23 protein-coding genes and 1 tRNA gene are annotated in these 24,100 nt (G+C 33.2%); 7 read left to right on the top strand and 17 right to left on the bottom strand.

Features of this window, described 5'->3' with window-relative positions:
• Window positions 1-10 precede the first annotated feature (10 nt).
• The 5 genes from B0A81_RS12735 to B0A81_RS12715 all read right to left on the bottom strand — a co-directional run bounded on the left by B0A81_RS12735 (window position 11) and on the right by B0A81_RS12715 (window position 5,316).
• Window positions 11-2,548: a heavy metal translocating P-type ATPase gene (locus tag B0A81_RS12735; RefSeq protein WP_089058391.1), complete on the bottom strand. Its 2,538-nt coding sequence runs from the start codon at window positions 2,546-2,548 to the stop codon at window positions 11-13.
• A gap of 227 nt (window positions 2,549-2,775) precedes the next feature.
• Window positions 2,776-3,336, bottom strand: a complete 561-nt coding sequence (locus tag B0A81_RS12730) for a helix-turn-helix domain-containing protein (protein ID WP_089058390.1) — start codon at window positions 3,334-3,336, stop codon at window positions 2,776-2,778.
• Window positions 3,337-3,338: 2 nt separating this feature from the next.
• Window positions 3,339-3,869: a DUF3347 domain-containing protein gene (locus tag B0A81_RS12725; protein WP_089058389.1), complete on the bottom strand. Its 531-nt coding sequence runs from the start codon at window positions 3,867-3,869 to the stop codon at window positions 3,339-3,341.
• 156 nt (window positions 3,870-4,025) lie between these two features.
• Window positions 4,026-4,412 carry a hypothetical protein gene (locus tag B0A81_RS12720; RefSeq protein ID WP_165768065.1) on the bottom strand — a complete coding sequence of 129 codons (387 nt, stop codon included), beginning with the start codon at window positions 4,410-4,412 and terminating at the stop codon, window positions 4,026-4,028.
• Between the two features lie 70 nt (window positions 4,413-4,482).
• Complete coding sequence (locus B0A81_RS12715; RefSeq protein WP_089058387.1) at window positions 4,483-5,316, bottom strand: AraC family transcriptional regulator; 834 nt, start codon at window positions 5,314-5,316, stop codon at window positions 4,483-4,485.
• A 102-nt stretch (window positions 5,317-5,418) separates the two neighbouring features.
• Here B0A81_RS12715 and B0A81_RS12710 point away from each other — a divergent pair, with 102 nt between their 5' ends.
• From B0A81_RS12710 to B0A81_RS12695, 4 genes are all read left to right on the top strand, one after another.
• Window positions 5,419-6,585, top strand: coding sequence for an MFS transporter (locus B0A81_RS12710; protein WP_089058386.1), 1,167 nt, complete (start codon window positions 5,419-5,421; stop codon window positions 6,583-6,585).
• Window positions 6,586-7,197: 612 nt separating this feature from the next.
• Window positions 7,198-10,428 carry a SusC/RagA family TonB-linked outer membrane protein gene (locus B0A81_RS12705; protein WP_089058385.1) on the top strand — a complete coding sequence of 1,077 codons (3,231 nt, stop codon included), beginning with the start codon at window positions 7,198-7,200 and terminating at the stop codon, window positions 10,426-10,428.
• Window positions 10,429-10,445: 17 nt separating this feature from the next.
• Window positions 10,446-12,239 (top strand): RagB/SusD family nutrient uptake outer membrane protein, encoded by a 1,794-nt coding sequence (locus B0A81_RS12700; protein WP_089058384.1) that lies wholly within the window; start codon window positions 10,446-10,448, stop codon window positions 12,237-12,239.
• A 27-nt stretch (window positions 12,240-12,266) separates the two neighbouring features.
• On the top strand, window positions 12,267-13,841 hold the full coding sequence (locus B0A81_RS12695; RefSeq protein WP_089058383.1) for a DUF5123 domain-containing protein: 1,575 nt from the start codon (window positions 12,267-12,269) through the stop codon (window positions 13,839-13,841).
• Between the two features lie 97 nt (window positions 13,842-13,938).
• Here B0A81_RS12695 and B0A81_RS12690 read toward each other — a convergent pair whose 3' ends face one another.
• The 5 genes from B0A81_RS12690 to B0A81_RS12670 form a co-directional block, all read right to left on the bottom strand.
• On the bottom strand, window positions 13,939-14,511 hold the full coding sequence (locus tag B0A81_RS12690; protein WP_089058382.1) for a pentapeptide repeat-containing protein: 573 nt from the start codon (window positions 14,509-14,511) through the stop codon (window positions 13,939-13,941).
• A 33-nt stretch (window positions 14,512-14,544) separates the two neighbouring features.
• Window positions 14,545-14,745 carry a hypothetical protein gene (locus tag B0A81_RS12685; protein WP_164975030.1) on the bottom strand — a complete coding sequence of 67 codons (201 nt, stop codon included), beginning with the start codon at window positions 14,743-14,745 and terminating at the stop codon, window positions 14,545-14,547.
• Between the two features lie 71 nt (window positions 14,746-14,816).
• The gene (locus B0A81_RS12680) at window positions 14,817-15,737 is read right to left on the bottom strand and encodes a helix-turn-helix domain-containing protein (RefSeq protein ID WP_089058380.1); all 921 of its coding nucleotides are present in this window, start codon (window positions 15,735-15,737) and stop codon (window positions 14,817-14,819) included.
• A 2-nt stretch (window positions 15,738-15,739) separates the two neighbouring features.
• Complete coding sequence (locus B0A81_RS12675) at window positions 15,740-16,303, bottom strand: DUF6642 family protein (RefSeq protein WP_089058379.1); 564 nt, start codon at window positions 16,301-16,303, stop codon at window positions 15,740-15,742.
• 202 nt (window positions 16,304-16,505) lie between these two features.
• A complete protein-coding gene (locus tag B0A81_RS12670; protein WP_089058378.1) occupies window positions 16,506-16,964 on the bottom strand; it encodes an Lrp/AsnC family transcriptional regulator in 459 nt (152 codons plus the stop codon).
• 164 nt (window positions 16,965-17,128) lie between these two features.
• Between B0A81_RS12670 and B0A81_RS12665 the strand changes: the two genes are divergently transcribed.
• Entirely contained in the window at window positions 17,129-18,037 is a 909-nt protein-coding gene (locus tag B0A81_RS12665; protein ID WP_123922180.1) for an EamA family transporter, read from the top strand.
• Between the two features lie 61 nt (window positions 18,038-18,098).
• Here the strand turns inward: B0A81_RS12665 and B0A81_RS12660 are convergent, their stop codons facing one another.
• The 5 genes from B0A81_RS12660 to B0A81_RS12640 form a co-directional block, all read right to left on the bottom strand.
• On the bottom strand, window positions 18,099-18,425 hold the full coding sequence (locus tag B0A81_RS12660; protein WP_089058376.1) for a DMT family transporter: 327 nt from the start codon (window positions 18,423-18,425) through the stop codon (window positions 18,099-18,101).
• A gap of 67 nt (window positions 18,426-18,492) precedes the next feature.
• Window positions 18,493-19,056, bottom strand: coding sequence for a Crp/Fnr family transcriptional regulator (locus tag B0A81_RS12655; protein WP_089058375.1), 564 nt, complete (start codon window positions 19,054-19,056; stop codon window positions 18,493-18,495).
• 146 nt (window positions 19,057-19,202) lie between these two features.
• Window positions 19,203-20,672 (bottom strand): glycoside hydrolase family 130 protein, encoded by a 1,470-nt coding sequence (locus B0A81_RS12650; RefSeq protein WP_089058374.1) that lies wholly within the window; start codon window positions 20,670-20,672, stop codon window positions 19,203-19,205.
• 413 nt (window positions 20,673-21,085) lie between these two features.
• On the bottom strand, window positions 21,086-21,343 hold the full coding sequence (locus B0A81_RS12645) for a hypothetical protein (protein WP_089058373.1): 258 nt from the start codon (window positions 21,341-21,343) through the stop codon (window positions 21,086-21,088).
• A 135-nt stretch (window positions 21,344-21,478) separates the two neighbouring features.
• Window positions 21,479-21,552, bottom strand: a tRNA-Met gene (locus B0A81_RS12640).
• A 150-nt stretch (window positions 21,553-21,702) separates the two neighbouring features.
• Here B0A81_RS12640 and B0A81_RS12635 point away from each other — a divergent pair.
• The gene (locus B0A81_RS12635) at window positions 21,703-22,095 is read left to right on the top strand and encodes an START-like domain-containing protein (protein ID WP_026984135.1); all 393 of its coding nucleotides are present in this window, start codon (window positions 21,703-21,705) and stop codon (window positions 22,093-22,095) included.
• Window positions 22,096-22,149: 54 nt separating this feature from the next.
• A complete protein-coding gene (locus B0A81_RS12630; protein ID WP_089058372.1) occupies window positions 22,150-22,986 on the top strand; it encodes an aminotransferase class IV in 837 nt (278 codons plus the stop codon).
• On the opposite strand, the gene B0A81_RS12625 is transcribed toward B0A81_RS12630, so the two are convergent.
• Together B0A81_RS12625 and B0A81_RS12620 are read right to left on the bottom strand one after the other, a co-directional pair.
• Entirely contained in the window at window positions 22,983-23,543 is a 561-nt protein-coding gene (locus tag B0A81_RS12625) for a YqgE/AlgH family protein (protein ID WP_089058371.1), read from the bottom strand. The two genes, B0A81_RS12630 and B0A81_RS12625, sit on opposite strands and share 4 nt — an antisense overlap.
• A 128-nt stretch (window positions 23,544-23,671) precedes the next feature.
• Entirely contained in the window at window positions 23,672-23,944 is a 273-nt protein-coding gene (locus B0A81_RS12620) for an HU family DNA-binding protein (protein WP_042567273.1), read from the bottom strand.
• Window positions 23,945-24,100: the final 156 nt, after the last annotated feature.

Raw genomic sequence — 24,100 nt, 5'->3', positions numbered from 1 at the left:
AATGATTTTTTTAAAGATTAAGATTTCGTAATCGTAAGGCATTTACAATTACAGAAACAGAACTTAAACTCATTGCTAAAGCAGCAAGCATTGGAGAAAGTAAAATTCCAAAGGCAGGATATAAAACTCCTGCGGCAATCGGCACACCCAAAACATTATAAATAAAAGCAAAAAACAGATTTTGCTTAATGTTTTTCATAACAGAATGACTAAGTTTTTTCGCTTTTACAATTCCGCTTAAGTCACCTTTTACGAGTGTTATTTTAGCACTTTCTATGGCTACATCAGTTCCTGTGCCCATTGCAATTCCAATATTCGCTTGTGCTAAAGCCGGAGCATCGTTAATTCCGTCGCCCGCCATGGCAACAACTTTACCTTCGGCTTGTAAACGTTGAATTTCTTTTAGTTTATCCTCAGGAAGACAATCTGCTTTAAACGAACTTAAATGCAAATGATCGGCAACTGCTTTTGCTGTATTACCGTTGTCGCCTGTCATCATAATTACCTCAACGCCTTGATCTATTAAATCTTTGATTGCTTTTGCGCTGGTTGCTTTAACGGCATCTGTAATTGTAACGTAACCTAAAACGGAATTATCGACTGCAATATAAGACACTGTTTTGCCTAGATTCTGTTCGGCAATAATTTTATCTTCAATTGCCGCAGAGACAGATGCACCTACTTCAATTATCAGTTTTTTATTTCCCAATGCTGTTTTCGAGTTGTTTACCGTTCCCGTAACTCCTTTTCCTGCAACAGCTTCAAAATCGGGAACTTCAAGTAAACTTTGATTTTTCGCTTTAGCAAAATTAACAACAGCTTCCGCTAATGGATGTTCGCTGTATTGGTTTAAAGAAGCGATATATTGCAGTAAAGAATCTTCATTATTATTAACCGCATAAATTTTTTCTACAGATGGTTTTCCTTCAGTAATAGTTCCCGTTTTATCGGTAATTAAAACATCAATTTTATTCATGTTTTCCAACGCTTCGGCATTTTTTATCAAAATACCATGCTGCGCTCCTTTACCAACACCAACCATAACAGACATTGGGGTTGCTAATCCTAAAGCACAAGGACAAGCAATAATTAAAACTGCAATAGCATTAATTAAACCGTAGATATAAGCTGGCTCTGGACCAAATTTTGCCCAAACAATAAAGGTTACAATCGAAATGATAACAACTGTTGGAACAAAATATTTTGCTACGCGATCTGCTAGTTTTTGAATTGGAGCTCTAGAACGGCTTGCATCATTTACCATTTGTATAATCTGCGAAAGCAAGGTTTCAGAACCTACTTTTTCGGCAATCATTACAAAAGATTTTGTTCCGTTTATAGTTCCTGCAATTACAGTATCGCCTATTTTTTTATCAACAGGAATTGGTTCGCCTGTAATCATTGCTTCATCAATACTGCTTTCGCCAGTTATGATTTTTCCGTCAACAGGAATTTTTTCTCCTGGTTTTACACGAAGCAGATCTTCTTTTTTAATGTTATGAATCGAGATTACTTTGTCATGACCATTTTCAATCAAAGTTGCTTCGGTAGGAGCTAATTTTAATAATTCTTTTATAGCGCCATTAGTTTGTCCATGCGCTCTGGCTTCGAGTAATTGACCTAATAAAACCAGAGTCAGAATAACCGTTGCAGCTTCAAAATAGAGATGTATCGTTCCGTGATGTGATTTAAATTCTGACGGGAAGATATCAGGAAAAAACATTCCGGCAATACTAAACAAAAATGCAACACCAGTTCCAATACCAATAAGCGTAAACATGTTTAAATTCCAAGTTACGATTGATTTCCAAGCGCGTACAAAAAACATCCAGCCTGCATAAAAAATTACAGGAATTGAAAATAGAAGTTGAACCCAATTCCAGTTTTCAATCGACATTATTTTATAAAGCGGATTATTCGGAATCATTTCTGACATTGATATAATGAAAATAGGAAGTGTAAATAATACTGCAATCTTCATTTTCTTTACCAAGTCCGTATAGGTTTTATTTTCTTCAGATTCAGACGCTTGCATAGGAACCAAATCCATTCCGCAAATTGGACAATCGCCGGGCTCATTTGAAACAATTTCTGGATGCATCGGGCAAGTAAATTGCGTTCCAATTGCTGCTTGAGGTACTAAGTCCATTCCGCAAACTGGACAATCGCCAGGTTTGTCATAAGTTTTGTCGCCTTCACAATGCATCGGACAATAAAAAATGCCGGTTGTATTGTGATTATGCGTTACAGCTGTCTTCTTTTTATGTTCATGACCTGCATGATTATCTTTTTTTTCAGTAGAACAACAAGATTTAACAGGAGTTTCTGAGACACTTTTAGCAGAAGTCATTTCAATCGTATATTTTCCAGCTTCTGTTAAAGCCTCTTGAAATTTTTCTGTAGAAATGTGTTTTTCCATAGTAATGACTGCCAAAGGAGGATCTAAAGTTACTTCAGCTTGAACTCCTTCAATCGCATTCAAAGTTTTTTCAACTTTTTTGCGACATCCATCGCATGACATTCCTGAAATTACATATTGATGTGTCATTGTTTTATCTTTTTTAGTTATTACAATGCAAATGTCCGAAGTAAGACTTACTTCATGTTGTACAATTTTGAGAATGATTTGTAATATTTAGCAAAGAGTTATTTAACCGCGAAACAGGCAAATAGTATTATTTTTTTGTCATTTCGAACAACTAGAAATCGTAAACGATATGTTCACATATTAAATAATTAACACTGTTTCTCTGCGCGCTTTGCGGTTAAAAAAAATTACAAATTCTCAATATGAATGCGTTTTTTATCTTTCAATTGTTTGAAATGGGTAGGAGTAAAGCTTGTTACTTTCTTGAACTGATTGCTTAAATGTGCTACATTACTGTAGTTTAACAGATCTGCGATTTCGCTCAACGAAAGTTCATTGTAAATCAATAACTCTTTTACCTTTTCAATCTTTTGACAGATAAAATATTTTTCAATTGTGGTGTTTTCAATTTCTGAAAATAAATTGCTCAACGAATTATAATCCTGATTTAAATTATCAGCTAAATAATCGGATAAATTAGTTTTAAGTTCACCATTTTTATGGTGAACCAAGTCAACAATCAGCGTCTTAATTTTTTCTATTGTTTTACTTTTTTTATCATCGATTAAATCGAAACCTAAAGATTGAAGATTCTTAAGTAAAATTTCTTTTTGATTTTCAGTAATGACGTCTTGTAATTTCACTTCGCCTAATTCGACAGAAATTGTCTGAAGTCCAAGTTTTTCAAGCTCAGACTTCACAACCATATTACAACGAGCGCACACCATGTTTTTGATGTAGAGCGTCATATTTATTTGATGGTTTCTACTACGTTTCCGCAAGTTAGCATCGAAGAACCATAATATGGGTTTTTAACCGCTTTCTCTTTGCTTAACCAATCAGCATCTGCCATTGGGCAATGTTGTTTGTAAACAACTTCATTAGATTTTGAAACTTTTATTAAATCGTAAGTGCTTTTGGTCAACGATTTAAACGTTTCACGTTGTTTTTTAAGGTCGCTGGTTGTAGAAATGCTTTTTGCATCAGCAGTCATTTTTTTTACTGCTTTCATCCAAACATTATGTTCGTCATTTTTTAGTTTGTCCATTTTAACTTCTGTAATTGCAGCTAATAAATCTTTAGCTTTCGCCGAAGTTAATTTGGCATCACTTTTTATTAAGGCATCTTTTACTGCAAAATAAGCGTCATAAACAGATTGTAATTGACTTGAATCAGCAATCTCTATTGTAGTTGATTCTGTTGTGATTGTATTTGCTTGTACAAAATTTACAGAAAATAATAATGTGATTGCTATAGCTATTGTAGGTGTGAAATTTTTCATTTTTTCTAAATTTGATAAAAAGGATTTTAATTTTCCTTTTTAAGTTTAATATGTTTTTTATAAAGTCTCGATGTAAAGTTCTTTGCGTCTTTTTTTAGGTAAAAAACCATAGTTTGGAGGTTGGTTTAGATCCAATTATGGCTGTCGCAAATACAATTATTTTATTTTGGGCAGCAGCCAAATAGAAGTAAAACCATCTGAAATACCAGCGGTTTTGTGAAACGAGATTGATTTCTCAGTTGAGAAATTAAACAAATTAGTATCAAATTCAAATTCATTCAAAGCGATCAGGCTAAACTGTAACGCAGTTGTTGTACAGCTAGAATGATCACATTTTCCATTACAGCCATGCTGATCTTTTTTAGGACTTTGATCTTTTTTACAGCACTCTTTCTGACAAGTGTCAGGGTTTCCTTTTTTTGAAGAGGTGCTTTTTTCATGTGAAGTTTTTTCAGAAGAACGACCACAAGCATAACTCTCAGCTGACATCAAAAAGAAGACAAGAGTTAAAAACAGATATAATATGTGGATCTTTTTCGTCAATGAAAATGTTTTATAATTACAAATTTAAAGATTTTTTTTAACAGCTCCTATATATTTAAGATTTTGAATGTTACGTTTTTTTAAAATCTGTAGGATTCATGTTTTTTCTCTTTTTAAAATAATTCGATAAATGACTCTCATCTGTAAAGCCAAATTCGTAAGCAATTTGTTTTATTGGTAATTGATTATTGTGAATTCTTTTCTCTATTAAAGTAGTTCTCAAATTATGAATATAATCTCTATAACTAATAGAAAAGGTTCTTTTAAAGTATGCACTGAAATAGGTTTGTGCTATATTAAAATGATCTGCTATAACTTTAATTTGAACGAGCTTTGGCTGATAAATATTTTGATGTATATAAGTTGCGATTTGTTCATTATCGATATGTGCCGACTTCATTTGCAAGTTCATTCCTCTGATTGTTTCTTTAATCAAACCAAATATTGAAAGAATTTGATAAAAGACTATAGGCGAAGTAGTAACATCTATCTTGCAATTGTAGGCAGTAATATTTTCGACTGTGTTTTTTAGGATCGTTTTACACGGATCATCTAGTTTTAAAACGGTTTCTTTTAGGAGTTTGTCCCGCATAAAATCTTCAGGTGTATGCAAGAGCAAATCATCACAAAAAAGATTTTTATTAGAGTTGAAATAATTATCGGTAAACTTGATATAAACAAATCGAGTTGTTTTTTTTATGTCAAAGTAATGCTCATCTTCTGGTGAAATTACGAACAAATCACCTGATTTATAAGGAAGTAAATTGTCGTTCAGATGATGAATTCCATTTCCCTTTTTAATATAAATGATTTCGTAATATGTATGCGTGTGCGGAGGCAGGTGAAATTTGTCATCTTCAAATTCATCAATAACCAAAGTTTTGAATTGATTTAATTTTGGCATAACCTAAATTTACAAGTTTATATCGCAAATGTACAATTTTTGTTCAGACGCATAGTGTTAAATTTGCGGTATAGAAAATCTATTCCTTTCTTGTAAAAACAAATGAAAAAAAGTCTTATTGCGCTCTCATTTGGAGGCTTAACTATTGGTATTACTGAATTTGTAATGATGGGTCTGCTTCCAGATATTGCTTCAAATATGAAAGTGTCGATTCCAGTTGCTGGATATCTTATTTCGGCATATGCACTTGGTGTTGTTATTGGAGCACCTTTATTAGTAATCCTTGGAAGAAACTTTCCGCCAAAAAAAATGCTCTTAATTTTGGCATTAATGTTAACTGTTTTTAATGCGCTTTCAATTATTGCTCCAACCTATAACTTTTTGTTTGCTTCCCGATTTTTGTCTGGTTTACCGCACGGCGCTTTTTTTGGTGTTGGTGCTGTAGTAGCAAGTCGTTTGGCTGACAAAGGAAAAGAAGCTCAAGCAATTGCTATTATGTTTTCGGGTTTAACCTTGGCTAATTTAATTGGAGTTCCAATAGGAACTTATATAGGGCATCACTTTTTATGGCGCTATACTTTTGTATTGATTGCAATTGTTGGACTGCTTACTTTTCTATTCATTTATTTATGGATGCCGAGTTTAGAAAAAGGAGAGACCGTTAATATGAAAAAACAACTGGAGTTTTTTAAGAAAACGGAGGCTTGGTTGATTATTGGAATTACAGCAATTGGTTTTGGAGGATTGTTTGCTTGGATTAGTTACATCGCTCCCTTGCTAATTAATGTTTCTAAATTCTCTGAAGGTGATGTTTCATCTATTTTAATTTTGGCTGGACTTGGAATGGTAGTAGGAAATTTTGCCGGTGGTAAACTGGCTGATAAATTTTCACCTGCACCAACCACATTGGCTTTACTGTTTATTATGTCAATCGATTTGATTTTGGTTTACTTTTTCTCTTCAAATCAATATATGTCGTTGTTTTTGACATTTTTAACTGGATGTATTTCTTTTTCGGTAATAGCGCCAATTCAAATGCTTATGATACGAACTGCCAAAGGTGCTGAGATGATTGCTTCTGCAGCGCTTCAAGGAAGTTTTAATATTGGAAATGCATTAGGAGCTTTTTTAGGCGGACTGCCTTTAACGGCTGGTTATAGTTATGCTTCACCTAATTTAATAGGAGTAGCAATGTCAGTTATGGGAATGCTTATAACGATTACTTTAATAAGAGCACACAGAAACAATCTGAAACTTCAAAGGATCTAAATTATTTCCTGTTTTTTAATTCTATTAAACCCTTAGATATTTTCTAAGGGTTTTTTTATGGCTTTATATTATTTGCTGAGGTCGAAAAGTGTTTAATGTTTTAAAAGTTGCCTCGGGTATTTGCAGTTATCTTTTTGTAAAGGAAAACTTTGTAAAAAAAGAAGAGCGATATAAAGTCTGGTTTTGTATTCTTTGTTTTTTAAATGTTAAAAACACACTTAAAAATATCTTAAATTGTAAACATGTAATCGATTGTTTTTTTTAGAAAATCGCAAGGAATTTTAAATTTACAATAATATATTTAATATTTATACATCAATTAAATTACACATATTGTAGAAAAAGTCGATTTTATTTTGCTTATATAATTTTTATTATGAAATTTTTATGAATTTTAATTTTTTGTATAAAAAAAATATCTATGTTTGTGCAATCGATTACAATTTTTACAGACTGTTAAAAATACTTTGCTTTTTAATAGCAATAAAATAGGTTAAGCCTATGATTTTATTGAAAGAAAAAGAAAAAACGTTTGCAAAAGCTGTAATTGTAAATTAAAAAGAAACCACAAAAAACCACTTTTAAAACAATTAATAACTTAAACAATCAACCATGAATTTTAATGATTTATTAAACAAAGGAACAAATCGTTGCTTTGCTGTTGTTTTCTTATTGTGCTTACTGATGGGCAATCGAGCGCATGCTCAGACTGTGACATTAGAAGGAACTGTTAAGGATGCGGCAGGACTTTCTCTGCCGGGAGTTAATGTTCTTGAAAAAGGGACAAAGAATGGAACTTCGACAGATTTTGATGGACACTACAAGATTAAATTAACAAATCCGAAAGCAGTTTTGACTTTTTCTTTCATAGGATTTGTAACTAAAGAAGTTTCGGCGGCAGGTAAAACTAAAGTAGATGTATCATTAGTTGAAGATGCTAATAATTTAAATGAAGTTGTTGTGATAGGTTATGGTACAGCAAAAAAATCTGATTTAACAGGTGCAGTTGCTTCAATTTCAGGAAATGAATTGAAAAAAGTACCTGTTTCTAATATTGCAGAAGCTTTAACAGGTAGAATTGCTGGAGTTCAGGTTGTTTCAACTGAAGGTTCTCCAGATGCAGATATCAAAATTAGAGTACGTGGAGGCGGATCTTTAACACAAGATGCTTCGCCTTTAATAATTGTTGACGGCTTTCCTGTAAACAGTATGAGCGATATTGCTGCTTCAAATGTTGAGTCGATGACTGTATTGAAAGATGCTTCTTCTACAGCAATTTATGGATCTAGAGGAGCAAATGGTGTTATTATCGTAACTACTAAAACTGGTAAAGACGGGAAAATGGCAGTTAGTTATAATATGTTTTATGGTATGAAAACAATGGCTAATGACATTGATGTACTGCCTACAGAAGATTTTGTAAAATGGCAGTATGAATATGCTTTACTAAGTCAAACAGATAAAACTATTTTAAGTAATCCAACATCTTACACTAAGTATTTTGGAAACTGGCAAGATCGTGATTTATATAACGGAGTAAAAGGAACAGACTGGCAAAAGCAAATTTATGGTCGCCGCGGTGAAGTAAATAGTCGTGATTTAGGAATTCGCGGAGGTACTGAAAAATTGAGTTACAATTTTAACTATGCTTATTACGATGAGAAAGCCATCATGGTTGGTTCTGATTATAAAAGAAACAACTTGTCGCTTGCATTAAAGAACAAAGCAAGTGATAAAATCGATCTTGGTTTTACAGTACGTTATTCTGATACAAAAATAAATGGAGGAGGAGCCAATGAACAAAATGAAGTTTCATCTCTTGACAGCCGTTTGCGTCATAGTGTTGGGTATTCACCAATTCCAATGCCGGGATTAACAACAGATAATGATGATCAAAGTGTTAACAGTTATTTAGTGAATCCATTTTTAGCGATCTCAGATAATAACCGTCAACAATTTAGAAAAAACTATAATTTATTAGGAAGCTTTGGTTGGAAGCTTGCTCAAAACCTAAAATTTCAAAGTGATTTAGGGTTAGACAATTTTAATAATACAGATTACCGTTTTTATGGTTCTTCTACTTATTTTTCAAGCACTGCTAAAGTTGGAGCTGGAAAACCAGGTATGGTAATGAGCGATCGTAAAGATGTTCGTTTTAGAAATGCGAATACATTAAACTATGATTTTAAAAATATCTTAGGAGCAAACCACCATTTGACAGCGCTTTTAGGAGAAGAAATGATTACTACTAGTTCAAATACTGTAACTACAACAATTTTAAATTATCCTAAATTCTTTAATTTAGATCAAGCAAAAAAATTAACAACACAAGGAACACCTTTTTCAGTTGATAATTTTTATAGCCCTGATGACAAATTACTTTCGTTTTTTGGACGCTTAAATTATGATTATAAAGATCGTTATTTATTGACCGCTTCTTTCCGTGCAGATGGTTCTAGCCGATTTTTAAACAGCAACCGCTGGGGGTATTTCCCGGCAGCAGCAGCAGCTTGGAAAATTTCTGAAGAAGATTTCTTAAAAAATGCTTCTTGGTTAAGTCTTCTTAAATTAAGACTGAGTTATGGTGAAGCAGGAAATAACAATATTCCTGTAGGGCAAACAGTTCAAAGTTATCAATCTAACACAAATTCTTATATAAATGGTTTCGATAGTTATTGGGCGCCATCAAGTGTTTTGGCAAATCCAGACTTGAAATGGGAAACTACTGTTACACAAAACATTGGTCTTGATTTTGGATTTTTTAAAAATCGCTTAAACGGAACTTTCGATGTATACAAAAACGTAACTAAAGATCTATTAATCGAGTTTCCAGTAGGAGGTACAGGGTATAAAACGCAGTACAGAAATATGGGTGAAACACAAAATACAGGTTTTGAAGCTACAGTAAATTTTGTGGCAATTGAAAAGAAAAATTATGGTTTAAACTTTTCTGTGAACGTTGGAGTTAACAAAAATAGAATTAACTCTCTTGGAGTAATGGATAATTTTGGCGTAAATACCAATTGGGCATCAACAGATATTGGTAATGATTATGCAGTAAATGTAGGTTCACCAATGGGATTAATGTATGGTTATCAAAGTGCGGGACGTTATGAAGTTTCAGATTTTGATTATGTTGGTGGAAAATACACTTTAAAATCAGGTGTTGCAGATGCAACTAGTGTTCTTGGCGCTTTACAACCAGGAATGATGAAGTTGAAAAACACAGATGGTTCTGCTGATAATAAAGTTACAGCATCAGATCAAACTATTATTGGTAATTCTAATCCAAAAAGTACAGGAGGTTTAGTTATTAATGCAAATGCTTATGGTTTTGATCTTTCTGCTGCTTTTAACTGGACAATTGGAAATGATATTTATAACGCTAATAAAGCTGAGTTTTCTACATCAAACAGAAACGGTCAATATAAAAACTTAAGCACTGAAATGGCTGATGGTGTAAGATGGACAAACTTAGATCCTGCTTCAGGACAATTGGTTACAGATCCAGCTAAATTGGAAGCGCTTAATGCTAATACAACAATGTGGTCTCCTTATATGCAGAAATTTATGTTTACAGATTGGGCGGTAGAAGATGGTTCTTTCTTTAGATTGAATACGCTGACTTTAGGATACAGCACTCCAGAATCGTTTACCTCTAAACTTGGAGTGAGTAAATTAAGATTTTATTTTACAGCAACTAATGTTTTTATAATTACAAATTATTCTGGTCCAGATCCTGAGGTGTCAACAAAAAGAAAAACACCACTAACCCCGGGAGTTGATTATTCAGCATACCCGAGAAGCAGACAATTGGTTTTTGGTTTAAACCTTAATTTCTAATTTTAAAATTTATCAAAATGAAACATAAAATAATAATAGCAGGTTTAATTATCTCAGGTTTATTGACTTCTTGTCAGGATTCTGCCGATGATTTTTTTGATACTCCTGCACAGTCAACATTAGATGAACAGCTTATTTTTTCTACACCAGGATTGGCACAAGGAGCAGTTGATGGAATAAAAGTGTCGTTTGGAGAAGAACAATCTTATAGAGGAAGACTTTTAGCTTATCAAGGATTAAACACAGATAGTGAGTGGCTTTTGGCTTCTTCAAGTGATAATGCTAAATCTGATTTAGTAGTTTATGATGCTAAGGCTGATAATACGGAAATGAATTCGCCAAAAAATGCTTGGGCAATGATGTATGAAGGAATTGAGCGTGCAAATTTATGTATCAGAGGAATTCGTGCCTATGGTAATCCTTCTACAAACCCTGAAATGGGACAGTTGTTGGGAGAAGCATTAACATTACGTGCTATTTACTATGCAGATTTAGTTAGAAACTGGGGTGATGTTCCAGTGCGTTTTGAGCCTGTTTCTACAAACACTATTTATATTCCTAAAACGGGTCGTGATGAAATTTATAAGCAGTTAATCGCTGATTTAGGAGAAGCTTCAACTTTGGTAGCGTGGCCTAATGCGACTTCTGCAACTGCAAGTACAGAACGTGTAAATAAGGCTTTTGTAAAAGGATTTAGAGCTAGATTAGCTATGATGGCAAGCGGTTATCAGCAATATCCTGATGGAGTAAGAAGAAGTAATGATCCAGAACTTTCAGTAGCTGCAATGTACAAGTTAGCACTAGAAGAATGTCGTTCGGTTATTACAAGTGGAACTGCACGTTTAGAACCAACTTTTGAAGGGCTGTGGAGAAAATACAATCAAGAAAATACAACTGCTGGTGGAGAATCTCTTTGGGAAATTCCTTTTGCTGATTCTAGAGGAAGAATGCTGTTTACTTTTGCAGTTAGACATGATGCCATAGATCAATTTCAAGCTATGGGAGCTAATAAAGGAGGAGTTAACGGGCCATTGCCATTTGTTTTTTATGACTATGATCAAGTTGATACAAGAAGAGATGTAACTTGTGTTCCTTATAAATGGGGTGCTGCAGTAAATGGAAAATCTAAACAAGAACTTACAGATTTACAGACTTGGTATTTTGGTAAATATCGTTTTGAATGGATGAAACGTATTGCCAGCGCACCAAATGACGATGGTGTAAACAAAATTTATATGCGTTATGCAGAAGTACTTTTAATTGCGGCTGAAGCGGCTAATGAGTTAGAAGGAGCAGGATCTGCTGCAGTTTACCTAAAAGAAATTCGCCGCAGAGCATTTGCACCAGCAAATCAGGCTGTAAAAGTAGATGCTTATGTAGATGCTTTAACAAGCAAAGATGCAATGATGAATGCAATTGTTGAGGAAAATAAATTAGAATTTACAGGAGAATTAGAGCGTAAATATGCATTAATCCGTTGGAATTTGCTAAAAACTAAACTTGACGAAGCTAAGGTTAAAATGACTGAGCTGAAAGCGCGCACTGGTAAATATCAAGATGTACCAAAAACATTGTATTATAAATACCAAGATGATGGATTTACACTGGATATTTATGGTTTAAATCGTGGTGAAACTCAGATTCCAGTAGGTTATACTTCAAAAAGCTGGGATAAGCTGGAGGATAATAAAATAACCACTTTATACAAAGCCGGAGTAAATCCAGATAAAAGACAATTTTGGCCAATCTGGCAGACATTTATTGACGGAAGCAATGGGAAATTAGTAAATGACTGGGTTTTTGGAAACTAATAATAATTAATTGATAGTAATATAATTATGAAAGCAAAATATATATTTAAAGGCTTGCTGGCTATGTTTTTATTAGTAGTACTAAGCGCAGGATGCGAAAGTTACAATGAAGCAGTCTTACAAGACATCGGAGCAGATAGAGCATTTTCTCCGGTAGCACTTACAGCAACAATTAGAAATCAGACTACAGTCGAATTGAACTGGACAGTAAAAGAGGATGCAGATCATTATGTAGTTGAATTTAGTGCAGATGATACTGAATTTAAAACCATTTTTAAAACCGTAAATGTAGCACCAAAAGAACTGCCGGTTCAAGTTGCATTAGAAGGAGAAACAGTTTATTCTATTAGAGTGAAAGCTGTAAGTTCAGCAGGAGTGGCAGATTCTAAATGGACAGTTACAAGTGCGACAACATTAACCGAGCAAATTTTATTTCCAGTTGCTGATGCTGATATTGAAGCAAAAGAAGTGACTTTAAGATGGACGCCTAATAGTTCAGTTACACAAATTTCTGTTATGCCGGGCAATATTACACATGCTATTACGCCGGCAGAAAAAGCAGCTGGCGTTGCTAAAGTAGCAGGTCTAACAGGTGAAACTAATTATACAGCAACTTTATTAAATGGAACAAAGAAAAGAGGCGTTAGAACCTTTACTACTGGAATTGATATTGGAACTGGTATTTTAGTGAAACCAGAAGACGATTTAAATGCAAAAATAACCGAAGCGGCTTCTGGAGCAATTCTAGTTTTAATGCCAGGAGATTATAACGTGTATAAAGGAGATATAATTGTGAATAAATCAATTACCATAAGAGGATTACGTCCTGCTGATAAACCAAAGCTGCACGTTAAATTCACATTGAACTCTGGAACAGCTGATTTTTCATTAATTGATTTAGATTTAGATGGGGCAGGAGTAGGTGATTTCAGCTTTATTACTATCAATACAGCGTCTGCAATATATGAAGATATCTTAATCAGTGGTTGTTATGTTCATGATTATCTAAGAGCTTTAGTTTACGGAAGTGTTAACGCTGCAAAAGTAGCTTCGTTTACAGTAGAAAATAGTGTAATTAAAAACGTAAGTACTAACCAGCAAGCTGAAACGATAGATTTTAGAAATACATATGTGGCAAGTGTAGTAGTTAAAAACAGCACATTTGACTCTTGTTCGATCGGACGTGAATTTATTCGTATCGATAACGCAGGATTAACAGGTACCGGTTTAACATCAAATGTATTAATCGACAGCAGTACTTTGTATAATGTTTCAAGTAACGTAGCATCAAAAAGAATTTTATATCTTCGATTTGGAGCTAATACCTCTACGGTGAAAAATACAATAATTGCAGGAACAACAGCAATTTATTCAAATCAAAACGGAACAGGAACGCCTACAGCTCCGCCAACATTTGTATCAAATAACTACTTTAATGCTAGTTTGTTGTATACAGTTGGAGCGGCAGCAATAACGGTTGATAAATCTGCAACATACACAACGTTAGACCCGCAATTTACAAGCGCAGCAACAGGGAATTTTACAGTTAAGAATCAAACATTAATTGATAATAAAATAGGAGATCCACGTTGGAGACCTTAGTTTGTATTTAAGTTTTAGTTAGAAAAGGGATGCGATTTTATTTCGCATCCCTTTTTTACTTTTAGTTTAGACAGTTATATTTCTGTAAAAGACAAAATTATTCAATCTCCAAATCAAATTTTTCTAATAATCCCGCAAGAGCAGCATGCGAAACTTTAGTTTTTTTGATCTTGTTTTCAGATGGATCAAAAGCATAATTCCTAGATGTCCTGAAATCTGTTTTTTCTAAAATACAATCCTGAAAAGTGGCATTGACTAGATCACAGTTTTTAAAAAGAGACAAAGACAAATCCGTATTCGAGAAATCGACATCTTTAAGCGAGCAGTCAACGAAATTAGTTTTCTTTAGTTTTTTGTAAATGAAAGTCGAATAATCTAAAAGACAATCTTGAAAATTCATTGAAAACAAAAAGCTGTTGCTGGCGCTAAAATCCAATCCCATTAATTTACAGCCAACGAAATTGATGTTCTTCAACCCCGTATTCTTAAGAATCGCCAGCGAAAGATTACAGTTTTTAAAAGTAGAATCCAGAAAATCATTATGGCTTAAATCGCTTTTAGAAAAGTTGCAATTGACGAACTCGCAGTTTACAAATTCAGTATTCGATAAACTTTGATCAGAGTAGTCTACAGTGTCAAAAGTTCGGTTTTGGTATAATTTAGATTCCATAAAGTATGTGAAGATGTTGTAAATGTTTAAGTTTTATTCTAATTCAATGCAGTCAAAAACAGCATTATTAAGAATCAGATTAGGAATGTCAAGTTCGCTGTCAATTCTCAAAATATTATCACAGTCTTCGAGATCAAAATTCCATAAAGTATCAGGCAGCAATTCGTGAAGCAATGCAGAAGCCGACTCAAATTTTGAAGTGCTGTCTACAGAAGTTTTAAATACATAAATCATAATTTGCATTTTTTGAAGAGGCAAATTTCTGAAAAAAGCAATCGTGTTTAATAGGATTCAATAATCAATAATTAGGACTTATCAATCATTTTTCGGTATTGAATAGGTGTGATTCCTTCATGTTTTTTAAAGAAACGACTAAAGTAAGATTGATCTTCGTGACCAACTTGTATGGCAATTTCACTTACAGAAAGTGTTGTTTGAAAAAGCAGATATTTAGCCTCAAGCAATATGGTTTCATCAATCCATTTGGCGGCAGATTTGCCCGTAACAGTTTTTACTGATTTGTTTAAATGGTTTGGAGTAACATTAAGCAATGATGCATAATAATGAACCAAATGCTGTGTCTTAATATTTTGATGAATCAGTTCCTTGAACTTATTTGTGATAACCTCCGCAGCCGAAATATTTTTAGAAACTTTAATCGAATTTTTATTCATTTCATAAAACAAAGCAATTAAATACGATTGCACAATATTTAAATTTGCGGTTGTAGTTTCAGAATATTCTTTTTGAAGTCGGTTTAAAATGGTCTCGATATCAGGGACATCCTCTGGAGTCAAAGTAACTTTGGGGTTGCCGGAAATTTTCAAAAAATCAAAATCATTCAGCATTTCTCTATTGCCGTATTTTCCAATTAAAATATCAGGATGAAATTGGCAGATATAACCAGTATGTGCATTATTGATGTTTTTTATTGAAAAAACTTGACCTGCAGGAACAACAATAATTTCATTAGAAACCGTTTGGTACTCTTCGTATCCCGACTTCATAACATGTGAACCGGAGCTTACAAAAATTAAAGTATGACAGCTGTGTTTGGAAGGTGGAACAGGATATCGCAAGCGCATCATTTCTTCCATTTTTAAGCAGAAAAAATGATCTGAGTTTGATCTGAAAAGAACATGCATCGGATTGTCCTCGCCTAAAAATTTCTCTCTAAACCCCTTTGCTTCGTATGTTTTTACATTTTCACCTGCCTTTGTTTTCATACTTAATAATACAATCTAAAATCTAGTAATTTGCAAAGCGCATAGTGTTTTTGATATAAATCTTCGACTACTTCGGTAAGATCATCGTTTTCTTGATATAAGCTGAAAAAAGCCTTGTCAATAGTGCTGCAGCTGGCAATTTTATTGTAAGAAGAACCATAGCCGGAAATGGCACGAGCACCAGTGATATCAAGAAAATACTGCGCCTCATCATCATTGAGATCCAATCTTTTTTTATTGGCAAAATGAATAATTTTCCCCTTCATTTTTCCTTCAAAAAGTTCTGCTATTTCTTCTAAACTGTAGTAGTAATCATGAAGACAGATATTGTTTTCCTGACCAGGCATTACCAGATAAATAATTTCATAATCCTTAAAATTATGATCATCATACAGTAATGTGTTTAGGCTTTCTTCTAGACTTTCTATCGTATCGCAGGTTTTGTATATGCTGGCAATACCTTGGTCGAAAGCAATTTCTTCAAGATTTTTGACCACATCAGTTGCTATAATGTTATCTACATCCAGAACGCCTTCAAGGCAGAAAATAAATTTTTCATTATCCATGCTAATGTTTTTTTGCTTCTAAAAAAAAGGCCAATTATCTATTAGACAAATATATTTTTTTATGAAGAAAAATTCTTGTCAACAGTCTATTTTAACTCATTTTTTAGAGTATTGTAAGGTTTTTATTAAGAGCGTAAAGCAAGCTGTACGGTGCTGTGTTCAAGATAAAGCAAACTTTTTAAGCTTATAAAACCTTCTTAGATTAAAAATGCAGATTTGTTGACTGCTTTATATAATTCATCACAAACGAACTCTGAACTTTACTGATATTCGGAATTACCGAAAGTTTTCGAATAAAATCATTAAAAGCTTCAGGATCTTTTACAACCACTTTTAAAACATAATCAAAAATTCCTCCAGTTATATATCCTTCAACCACTTCTTCAAGAGCAGCTACCTGTTTAGTAAATTCTTCTACAAGTTCAAGACGCTGACTATTTAGTGAAACATTTATAATTACGGTAAAATTCAATCCTACTTTTTTCGGATCAATTATCGCAACATAATCTTTTATATAGCCTTCGTTCTCCAGTTTTTTTATTCGGTCATAAACAGAAGTTCTCGACATATTTAATTTCTCAGTTAGATCCGTAATGTCAAATTTTGCATTTTTTTGAAGGATTCTCAATAACTCAATTTCTTGTTTGTTTAATTCTTGCATCGGATTTTTTCCAGTTAGATAATAAAAAAATATTCTAATTTAGAACAAAAAATGATTATTTGGTATTTTTTAAGAATAAAATACATATTTATTTTGGAAATATAGATTATTGTTCGCTGTTGTATACTTTTGTTTGGACAAAAAATAGATTTTTAGTTGTAAAAATGAATAAATATATAATCGTTGTAGCATTGGGAGCATTAAGTTTTGGAATGCTTTCATCATTTGCTAAAATTGCCTACGGACAGGGCTATACTGCTGGGGAAGTTACATTGACTCAGGCTTTAATGGGAACTTTGATTTTGTGGACAATAGTAGTTTTTAAAAGTATAAAAAACAGAAAAAAAATTACTCCAAATTGGAAATTACTCTTGGCAGGAACCTCAATGGGAACTTCAACTTATACTTACTATCTTTCTGTAGCTTATATTCCAGCTTCATTGGCAATTGTTTTACTAATGCAGATCACTTGGCTGAGCATTGCCGTTGAATGGATCTTTTTTAAGAAAAAACCAAATGCTGTTGAGGTTTGGTGTGCTGTTTTTGTGATTGTAGGAACTGTTTTGGCAGGTAATCTTTTAGATTTAGGCAGCTCTAATATTTCGGTTATTGGAGTTTTACTAAGTTTATTGTCAGCATTGCTTTATACACTTTATATTGTTTTTACCAGCAAAATAGGAAAAGAGACACCAATGTTCGAAAAAAGTGCTTTAATGACAAGCGGATCCGCAATGATTATCTTTTTAATCAACTGTGAAGCAATTGTTACAAGTACACATTTAGATTTTGGATTGCTTCAATGGGGGGTATTTTTAGCTGTTTTTGGAACGGTGATTCCGCCAATTTGTTTTTCTGTGGGAATGCCAAAAATTGGTGCCGGTTTAAGCTCTGTCTTACTGACTTTAGAATTGCCTGCCGCTGTTTTTTGTGCGCATATTATTTTAGGAGAAAAAGTTACTTTTTTACAGATAATAGGTATAGGCGTTATGTTAGGATCTATAGTTTATCTTAATGTTGCAAAAGTCAAAAAAGCAAAAGCAATTCGAAAACAAACGGCAGACAGCTTAGTCTAACAATTAAGTTTTAAATAGAAAAAGCTGTAAGCAGTTCTTAAAAATGTTGGGGAACATTTTATTAATGTGATAATGATTTTAACCCAATAATTGATCCAATAAGAGTAGTGATAAAGAAAAGTCGCCAGAAGTTAGCAGGATCTTTAAATACTAAAATTCCAACCAAAACAGTTCCCACCGCGCCAATACCAGTCCATACTGCATAAGCTGTGCCTATTGGTAAAGTTTGCGTTGCTTTTATCAAAAGTGCCATACTGATTGTAAGAGAAATCAAGAAACCAGTATACCATAAATACATTTCATTTCCAGTTGATTCTTTAGCTTTTCCTAAACAGGTAGCAAAAGCAACCTCAAATAATCCCGCAATAATTAAAACAATCCAATTCATATCTTTTTTTGTGCAAAGATTAGAAAAGGAAGTCAGAGAGATTTTAACAAATGTTAAAAAATAAAACTTATTTAATTTCAGCTCGAATTCTGCTCAAGCTCACTTGCGAAATACCAAGATAAGAAGCGATGTAGCCTAATTGTACACGCTGAATTAATTGTGGATTATTTTGCAAAAGTTCCAAGTAGCGTTCCGTTGCGCTGCGAAATTGGTGTGATATAAGACGTTCTTCTGTTTTGACAAGTTCTTTTTCGGCAAATTTTCTGCCCCAGTTTGCAATATGGATATCGATTTCAAAAAGCTTCTGCAGTTTATTTGATTTCAATTCATACAATTCGCAATCTTCTAGCAACTCAACATCTTCATATCCTTTTTGATAAACAACGTAGCTTTTCATAGACAAAATAGTGTCGCCCTCTTTTCCAAACCAAAACGTTACTTCATTGTCATTTTGATTAGAATATGCTCGTGCAATTCCCTTTTTGATAAAATAAATAGTAGTTTCGATTTTATCAGCTCTCAATAAAATATGTCCTTTAGAATAACTTTTTTCTTCAATACAATCTTGAAGAAGTCGTTTTGAAGTTTCTGGTAAAGGAAGAATGTTATCCAGAATTTGGTCTAATTTCATTGAACTTTATTTTAAAATTTAAGAGATGAAGTTTATGGTTTTGTTGTAACGCAGGTCAAAATAAAGAAAAACTTTTTTAAGTTTATTTCCATCCAAATTATATTTTTAGAATTATTCCTAAATCTAAGTGTTTTCTGTTTCTGAAATTATTGTTTGCTTTTCTTTAAAGCGCTTAATAATTCCACGAGATCAACAACTGCGTAAGTAGAAGAATAGTCAGATACAGCATAAGGTAATATAAGGCTGTTGTTGTGAATAATTGCGCCGCACGAGTATACAACATTAGGAACATAACCCTCTCTTTCATCTTCAAGAGGAGAAAGCAATGGTTCAGGAAGTCTTCCAATTTCTTTAGACGGATCATCAAGATCAAACAACGAAGCGCCAATGCAGTAACGTCTCATTGTGCCAACACCGTGAGTAATAATAAGCCATCCTTCCTCAGTCCAAAGAGGAGAACCGCAATTTCCTATTTGTGTAAATTCCCAAGTATAACGCGGCTCTTGTAAAAGAATAGTGCTGTTCCATTGCGTTACTCGATCCGAATACATAATGTAGTTGTTTACGCCGTCTATTCTCGCAAGCATCGCAAATTTTCCTTTTATTTTTCGTGGAAATAAAGCAAGATTTTTGTTTTGTGCACCTTCACCATTCAGAGGCATTACTCTAAAACTATAAAAATCTTCAGTAGAAATAAGTTTAGGTAAGATAGTATGACCATTATAAGCCGTATAAGTTGCCATAATGCGTACAGAATCGTCATCATCAATAAAACGAACAAAACGAGCATCTTCGATACCACGGCTTTCCGAATCAGAGATCGGGAATATAACACGCTCTGTAATATCAGAATCGTGCTTGAATAGCAGGTCATAAAATGAATTGGCAAGCCAGAGTATTTCTTCAAGCGCCGTTCTTCTTTCCTCTCGAATAGACGGATCGCTGAGTGCAGTATTCAACATGTTTTTTAAAATAGCAAACTCAAACTCATCGGGTAAATCCTGCATAATCTGAACAATATATTTGTCCGTAGTATGCATTTCATACAACTTAGTCAAGAAGCGCTCTTTGTTGAATAAAGTTTTGTGTTCAATTTCGGCTTTATCAATATTGTGGCCAATTTTCATGATCTGCAAATTGTTGTGCCTATCCAGAATTCCTCTTCTAAAAACAATTGATGATATATGACCTTCACCTGTTGCACGAAAAGATATGATAACACGTTTTTCGCCCGCCTCTAAACCAGATTGATCAAAATCTTCGACAATAGAAGGATTAAAAATAGCAGCAGATTCGATCGCATATTCCATAGTGCAATACGAACCTATAAGCATTTTTCGATCCAGAGACATTCCTTCGTAGTCAATTTGCATTGCTTCGATTATTGGGCTTATTTTCTCGCAATGTTTGATAAAAATAGATGAGATATTTCGATGACGCCTTGCAAACTCACGTAGTGTTTGTTCCAGGGTCTCTAAAACCTGCTTTTCATTAAGCGTCATTATTCGAGCAACCATTTGCTGCGTTCGTTCTTCGCCATTCATGAAATAGCGGGCAACAACTCTTTTTGAATCGGGGATGAATTTTATGTTTTTTCGGACTACAGATACTCGCATAGATTTATTCTTTTTTAATTAAAATAAAATAACTGCATGTGGCAGACCGCAAATCCTGTTAACAGATGCTCGAATTTAGGGGTAAGAAGATGGAAAATGGCCTGCTCAAAATAAGATTAAAACTAGTGTAGTTTTAATTTTTATAACAAGTTAATGATTTTGTAAAAGAAAAGAGCTTAAATTTTTATTAAAAATTTTGCTTTTTTCTTTTACAGCTAATAAAAGTACTGCGTGTAATTGTTTGAATATGAGTGTTGTGTGGTTGTAAAGGGTAGGCGGGGTTTTATTTTAAAATAAAAAAGGGCTAAAGAAGAAGAACTTCCTTAACCTCAGAATTATTAAAATTTATTTCTTTAATTTTAAATCTAAATGAATCTGCAATTATAAAAATTAAAAGCAGCTGCTGTAATTATTTATTTTCCCTGCTCTAAATTATCAACCGCAGAAATTTGATCAAGTATATTGGTTTGATTTGGCGAAATGTAGTTTTTTACCTCGCTTGCAGCTTCTTTCTTAAAAAGAAGATCTAATGCATTGTATAGTTTTAATAAAACATCTTTGTCTTCTTTTTCAATTTCTAAAGCAGTATTGAAATTAAAAACATAATTATTCGAATTGCGTACTTCTACCTTTATCGTTTTTGATGTGATTTTAAATTTTACTATATCCATGATTTTTAATGAATTACTTAGTTTTTAAAAAGCTGTTTTTAGCGATAATTATAAAATGTAAGTTACAAATTTTGCCATAAATAATCACTGTAAATAAAAAAAAGACATCACTTTTAAGTGATGCCTTTTTACCTGTAGCGAGGACGGGAGTTGAACCCGTGACCTCAGGGTTATGAATCCTGCGCTCTAACCAACTGAGCTACCTCGCCTGGACTGCTATCATGAATTCCTGATTGCGGGTGCAAAGATAGAAATAATATTAAAGCGTACAAGCATAAAATGAAGAAAAAAAAATATTTTTAAAAATGCATTGTTTTTGAACATATATTCTTATATTTCGAAAAAATTAAAAGTAGCACATGGATCCAAAAATACGTTACGAGATCGAGTTCCCGATCAATTCTTCGCCGCAATTATTGTATCAATATATATCAACGCCGTCAGGTTTATCAGAATGGTTTGCTGATAATGTTAATTCAAGAGGTGAGTTTTTCACTTTTATTTGGAATGATTCGCAGGAAAAAGCGCGATTAGCTTCAAAAAAAACAGGTGAAAAAGTAAAATTTAAATGGGTTGATGAAAGCAGTAAGGATACTGAGTACTTTTTTGAACTGCATATTTTAGTTGATGAATTGACTAAAGATGTATCATTAATGGTAGTTGATTTCGCTGAAAAAGAAGAAGTAGGAGAAGCTAAACAATTGTGGGAGAATCAAATCTCAGATTTGAAACATCTTATAGGATCTGTTTAGTAAAAGTCTATTTTATGCCTTATATTTGCCCTGAACAAAATTCAGGGTTTTTTTATGATCAATTTTAACGGAAACATAGCACTAGAAGAAAATATCTTAACTCAAAATCGTGCTTTTTTATATGGAGACGGCGTTTTTGAAACCGTAAAAGTAATCAATAATAAAGTCTTGTTTCTTGAAGATCACTATTTTAGGTTAATGGCTTCGATGCGAGTGGTGAGAATGGAAATTCCAATGAACTTTACAATGGAATATTTCGAAGAACAAATTTTAAACCTTCTTAAAGAAAAGAATATTTCTTCATCTGCAAGAGCTCGAATTACAGTTTTTAGAAAAGATGGCGGCTTGTATCTTCCAAAAAACAATGAAGTTTCTTTTTTGATTCACGCAGTTGCACTTGAAGGTACTTTATATGCTTTAAATACAGCTGAATATGAAGTTGATTTGTATAAAGACTTCTATGTAACAAAGCAGTTATTATCGTCGATTAAAACGACTAATAAGATGATTAATGTTACTGGAAGTATTTTTGCACATGAAAACGGATTGGCAAATTGTATATTGCTAAATGATTCTAAAAATGTTGTTGAGGCGCTGCAAGGAAATTTGTTTATGCTTGTAGGTAAAAAACTTATTACACCGCCGGTCTCTGAAGGTTGTTTAAATGGAATTATGCGTAAACAGATTTTAGCTTTAGCTAAAAAAGTTGAAGGCATAGAAATAACTGAGGAAATAATCTCGCCATTTGATCTTCAAAAGGCAGATGAATTATTTCTCACAAATGTAATCACGGGAATACAACCGATAACTAAATATCGAAAAAAAGATTTTACATGTAATCTGGCTCATTTATTAGTACAGAAGCTAAATGAATCCATATCTGAAAATTAATTCAGATATGGGTTTTCAGGTGCATTTGACCAAATGAGATAGTCGCCGCCAAGCTCAATAATTTGTTCTTTCCAAAAGTGAGTGGTAGACTTTCCAATAATTTTATTTTTGTAATTATTATCAGCAATAATCCAGGAGTTTCCCTGCATTTCATTCTCAAGCTGATTCTCGTCCCAACCAGTATAGCCTAAGAAAAAACGGATATTGTTTTTGTTGATTGATCCGTTGTTTATTAAGTCTTTGGTCGATTCAAAATCACCTCCCCAGTATATTCCATTAGAGATCTCAACACTATTCGGGATTAACTCAGGAATATTGTGAATGAAGTACAAATTGTCTTGCTCAACTGGGCCTCCATTATATATTTTGAAGGTCGCATCAATTTCCGGGATAAGATCATTAATCGTGTATTTTAACGGTTTATTAATGATAAATCCTATGGATCCTTCTTTGTTATGGTCTGCTAATAAAATTACCGATCTGTTAAAAGATAAATCTCCAATTATTGAAGGCTCGGCAATAAGCAGGTGTCCTTTTTTTAATTTTTCTGAAATCATACGGCTACAATTTTTATTAAATTTACTCATAAAAAAATTAAAATCACAAATAAAATCGTTAAACCGCATAAAAAAACCCTCCATGAGGAGGGTTTTAATTATATTATTTAGATTAGAGAACTTTCTTACTAGTTCACTGCTCCTTCTAATTCAGCACCAGCTTTAAATTTTACTACATTTTTTGCAGCAATTTTGATAGTTTTTCCTGTTTGAGGATTTCTACCGTCTCTAGCAGCTCTCGCAGATACTGACCAAGATCCAAAACCTACTAATGAAATTCTTCCGCCTTTTTTCAAAGTAGATCCTACATTTCCTAAAAATGACTCTAAAGCTAATTTAGCCGCAGCTTTTGTAATTCCTGCATCAGCAGCGATAGCATCGATTAATTCTGATTTGTTCATAATAATTAGTTATTAATTGTTGGTTAAAAAAAATTGTTAATACACAAATTTAGTAGGAAATCCGTTGCGTGCAAGTGTTTTCTTTAATTTTAGCTATAATTGTTGATAACTTGCTTTTTTTGTTCATAAAGGATGTTGTTTGTCGATCAAAAACAG

It is taken from the genome of Flavobacterium plurextorum (assembly GCF_002217395.1).
GTDB classification, from domain to species: domain Bacteria; phylum Bacteroidota; class Bacteroidia; order Flavobacteriales; family Flavobacteriaceae; genus Flavobacterium; species Flavobacterium plurextorum.
Note: the sequence above shows the minus strand (reverse complement) of the source record. Positions and strands in the feature narration are given on the sequence as shown.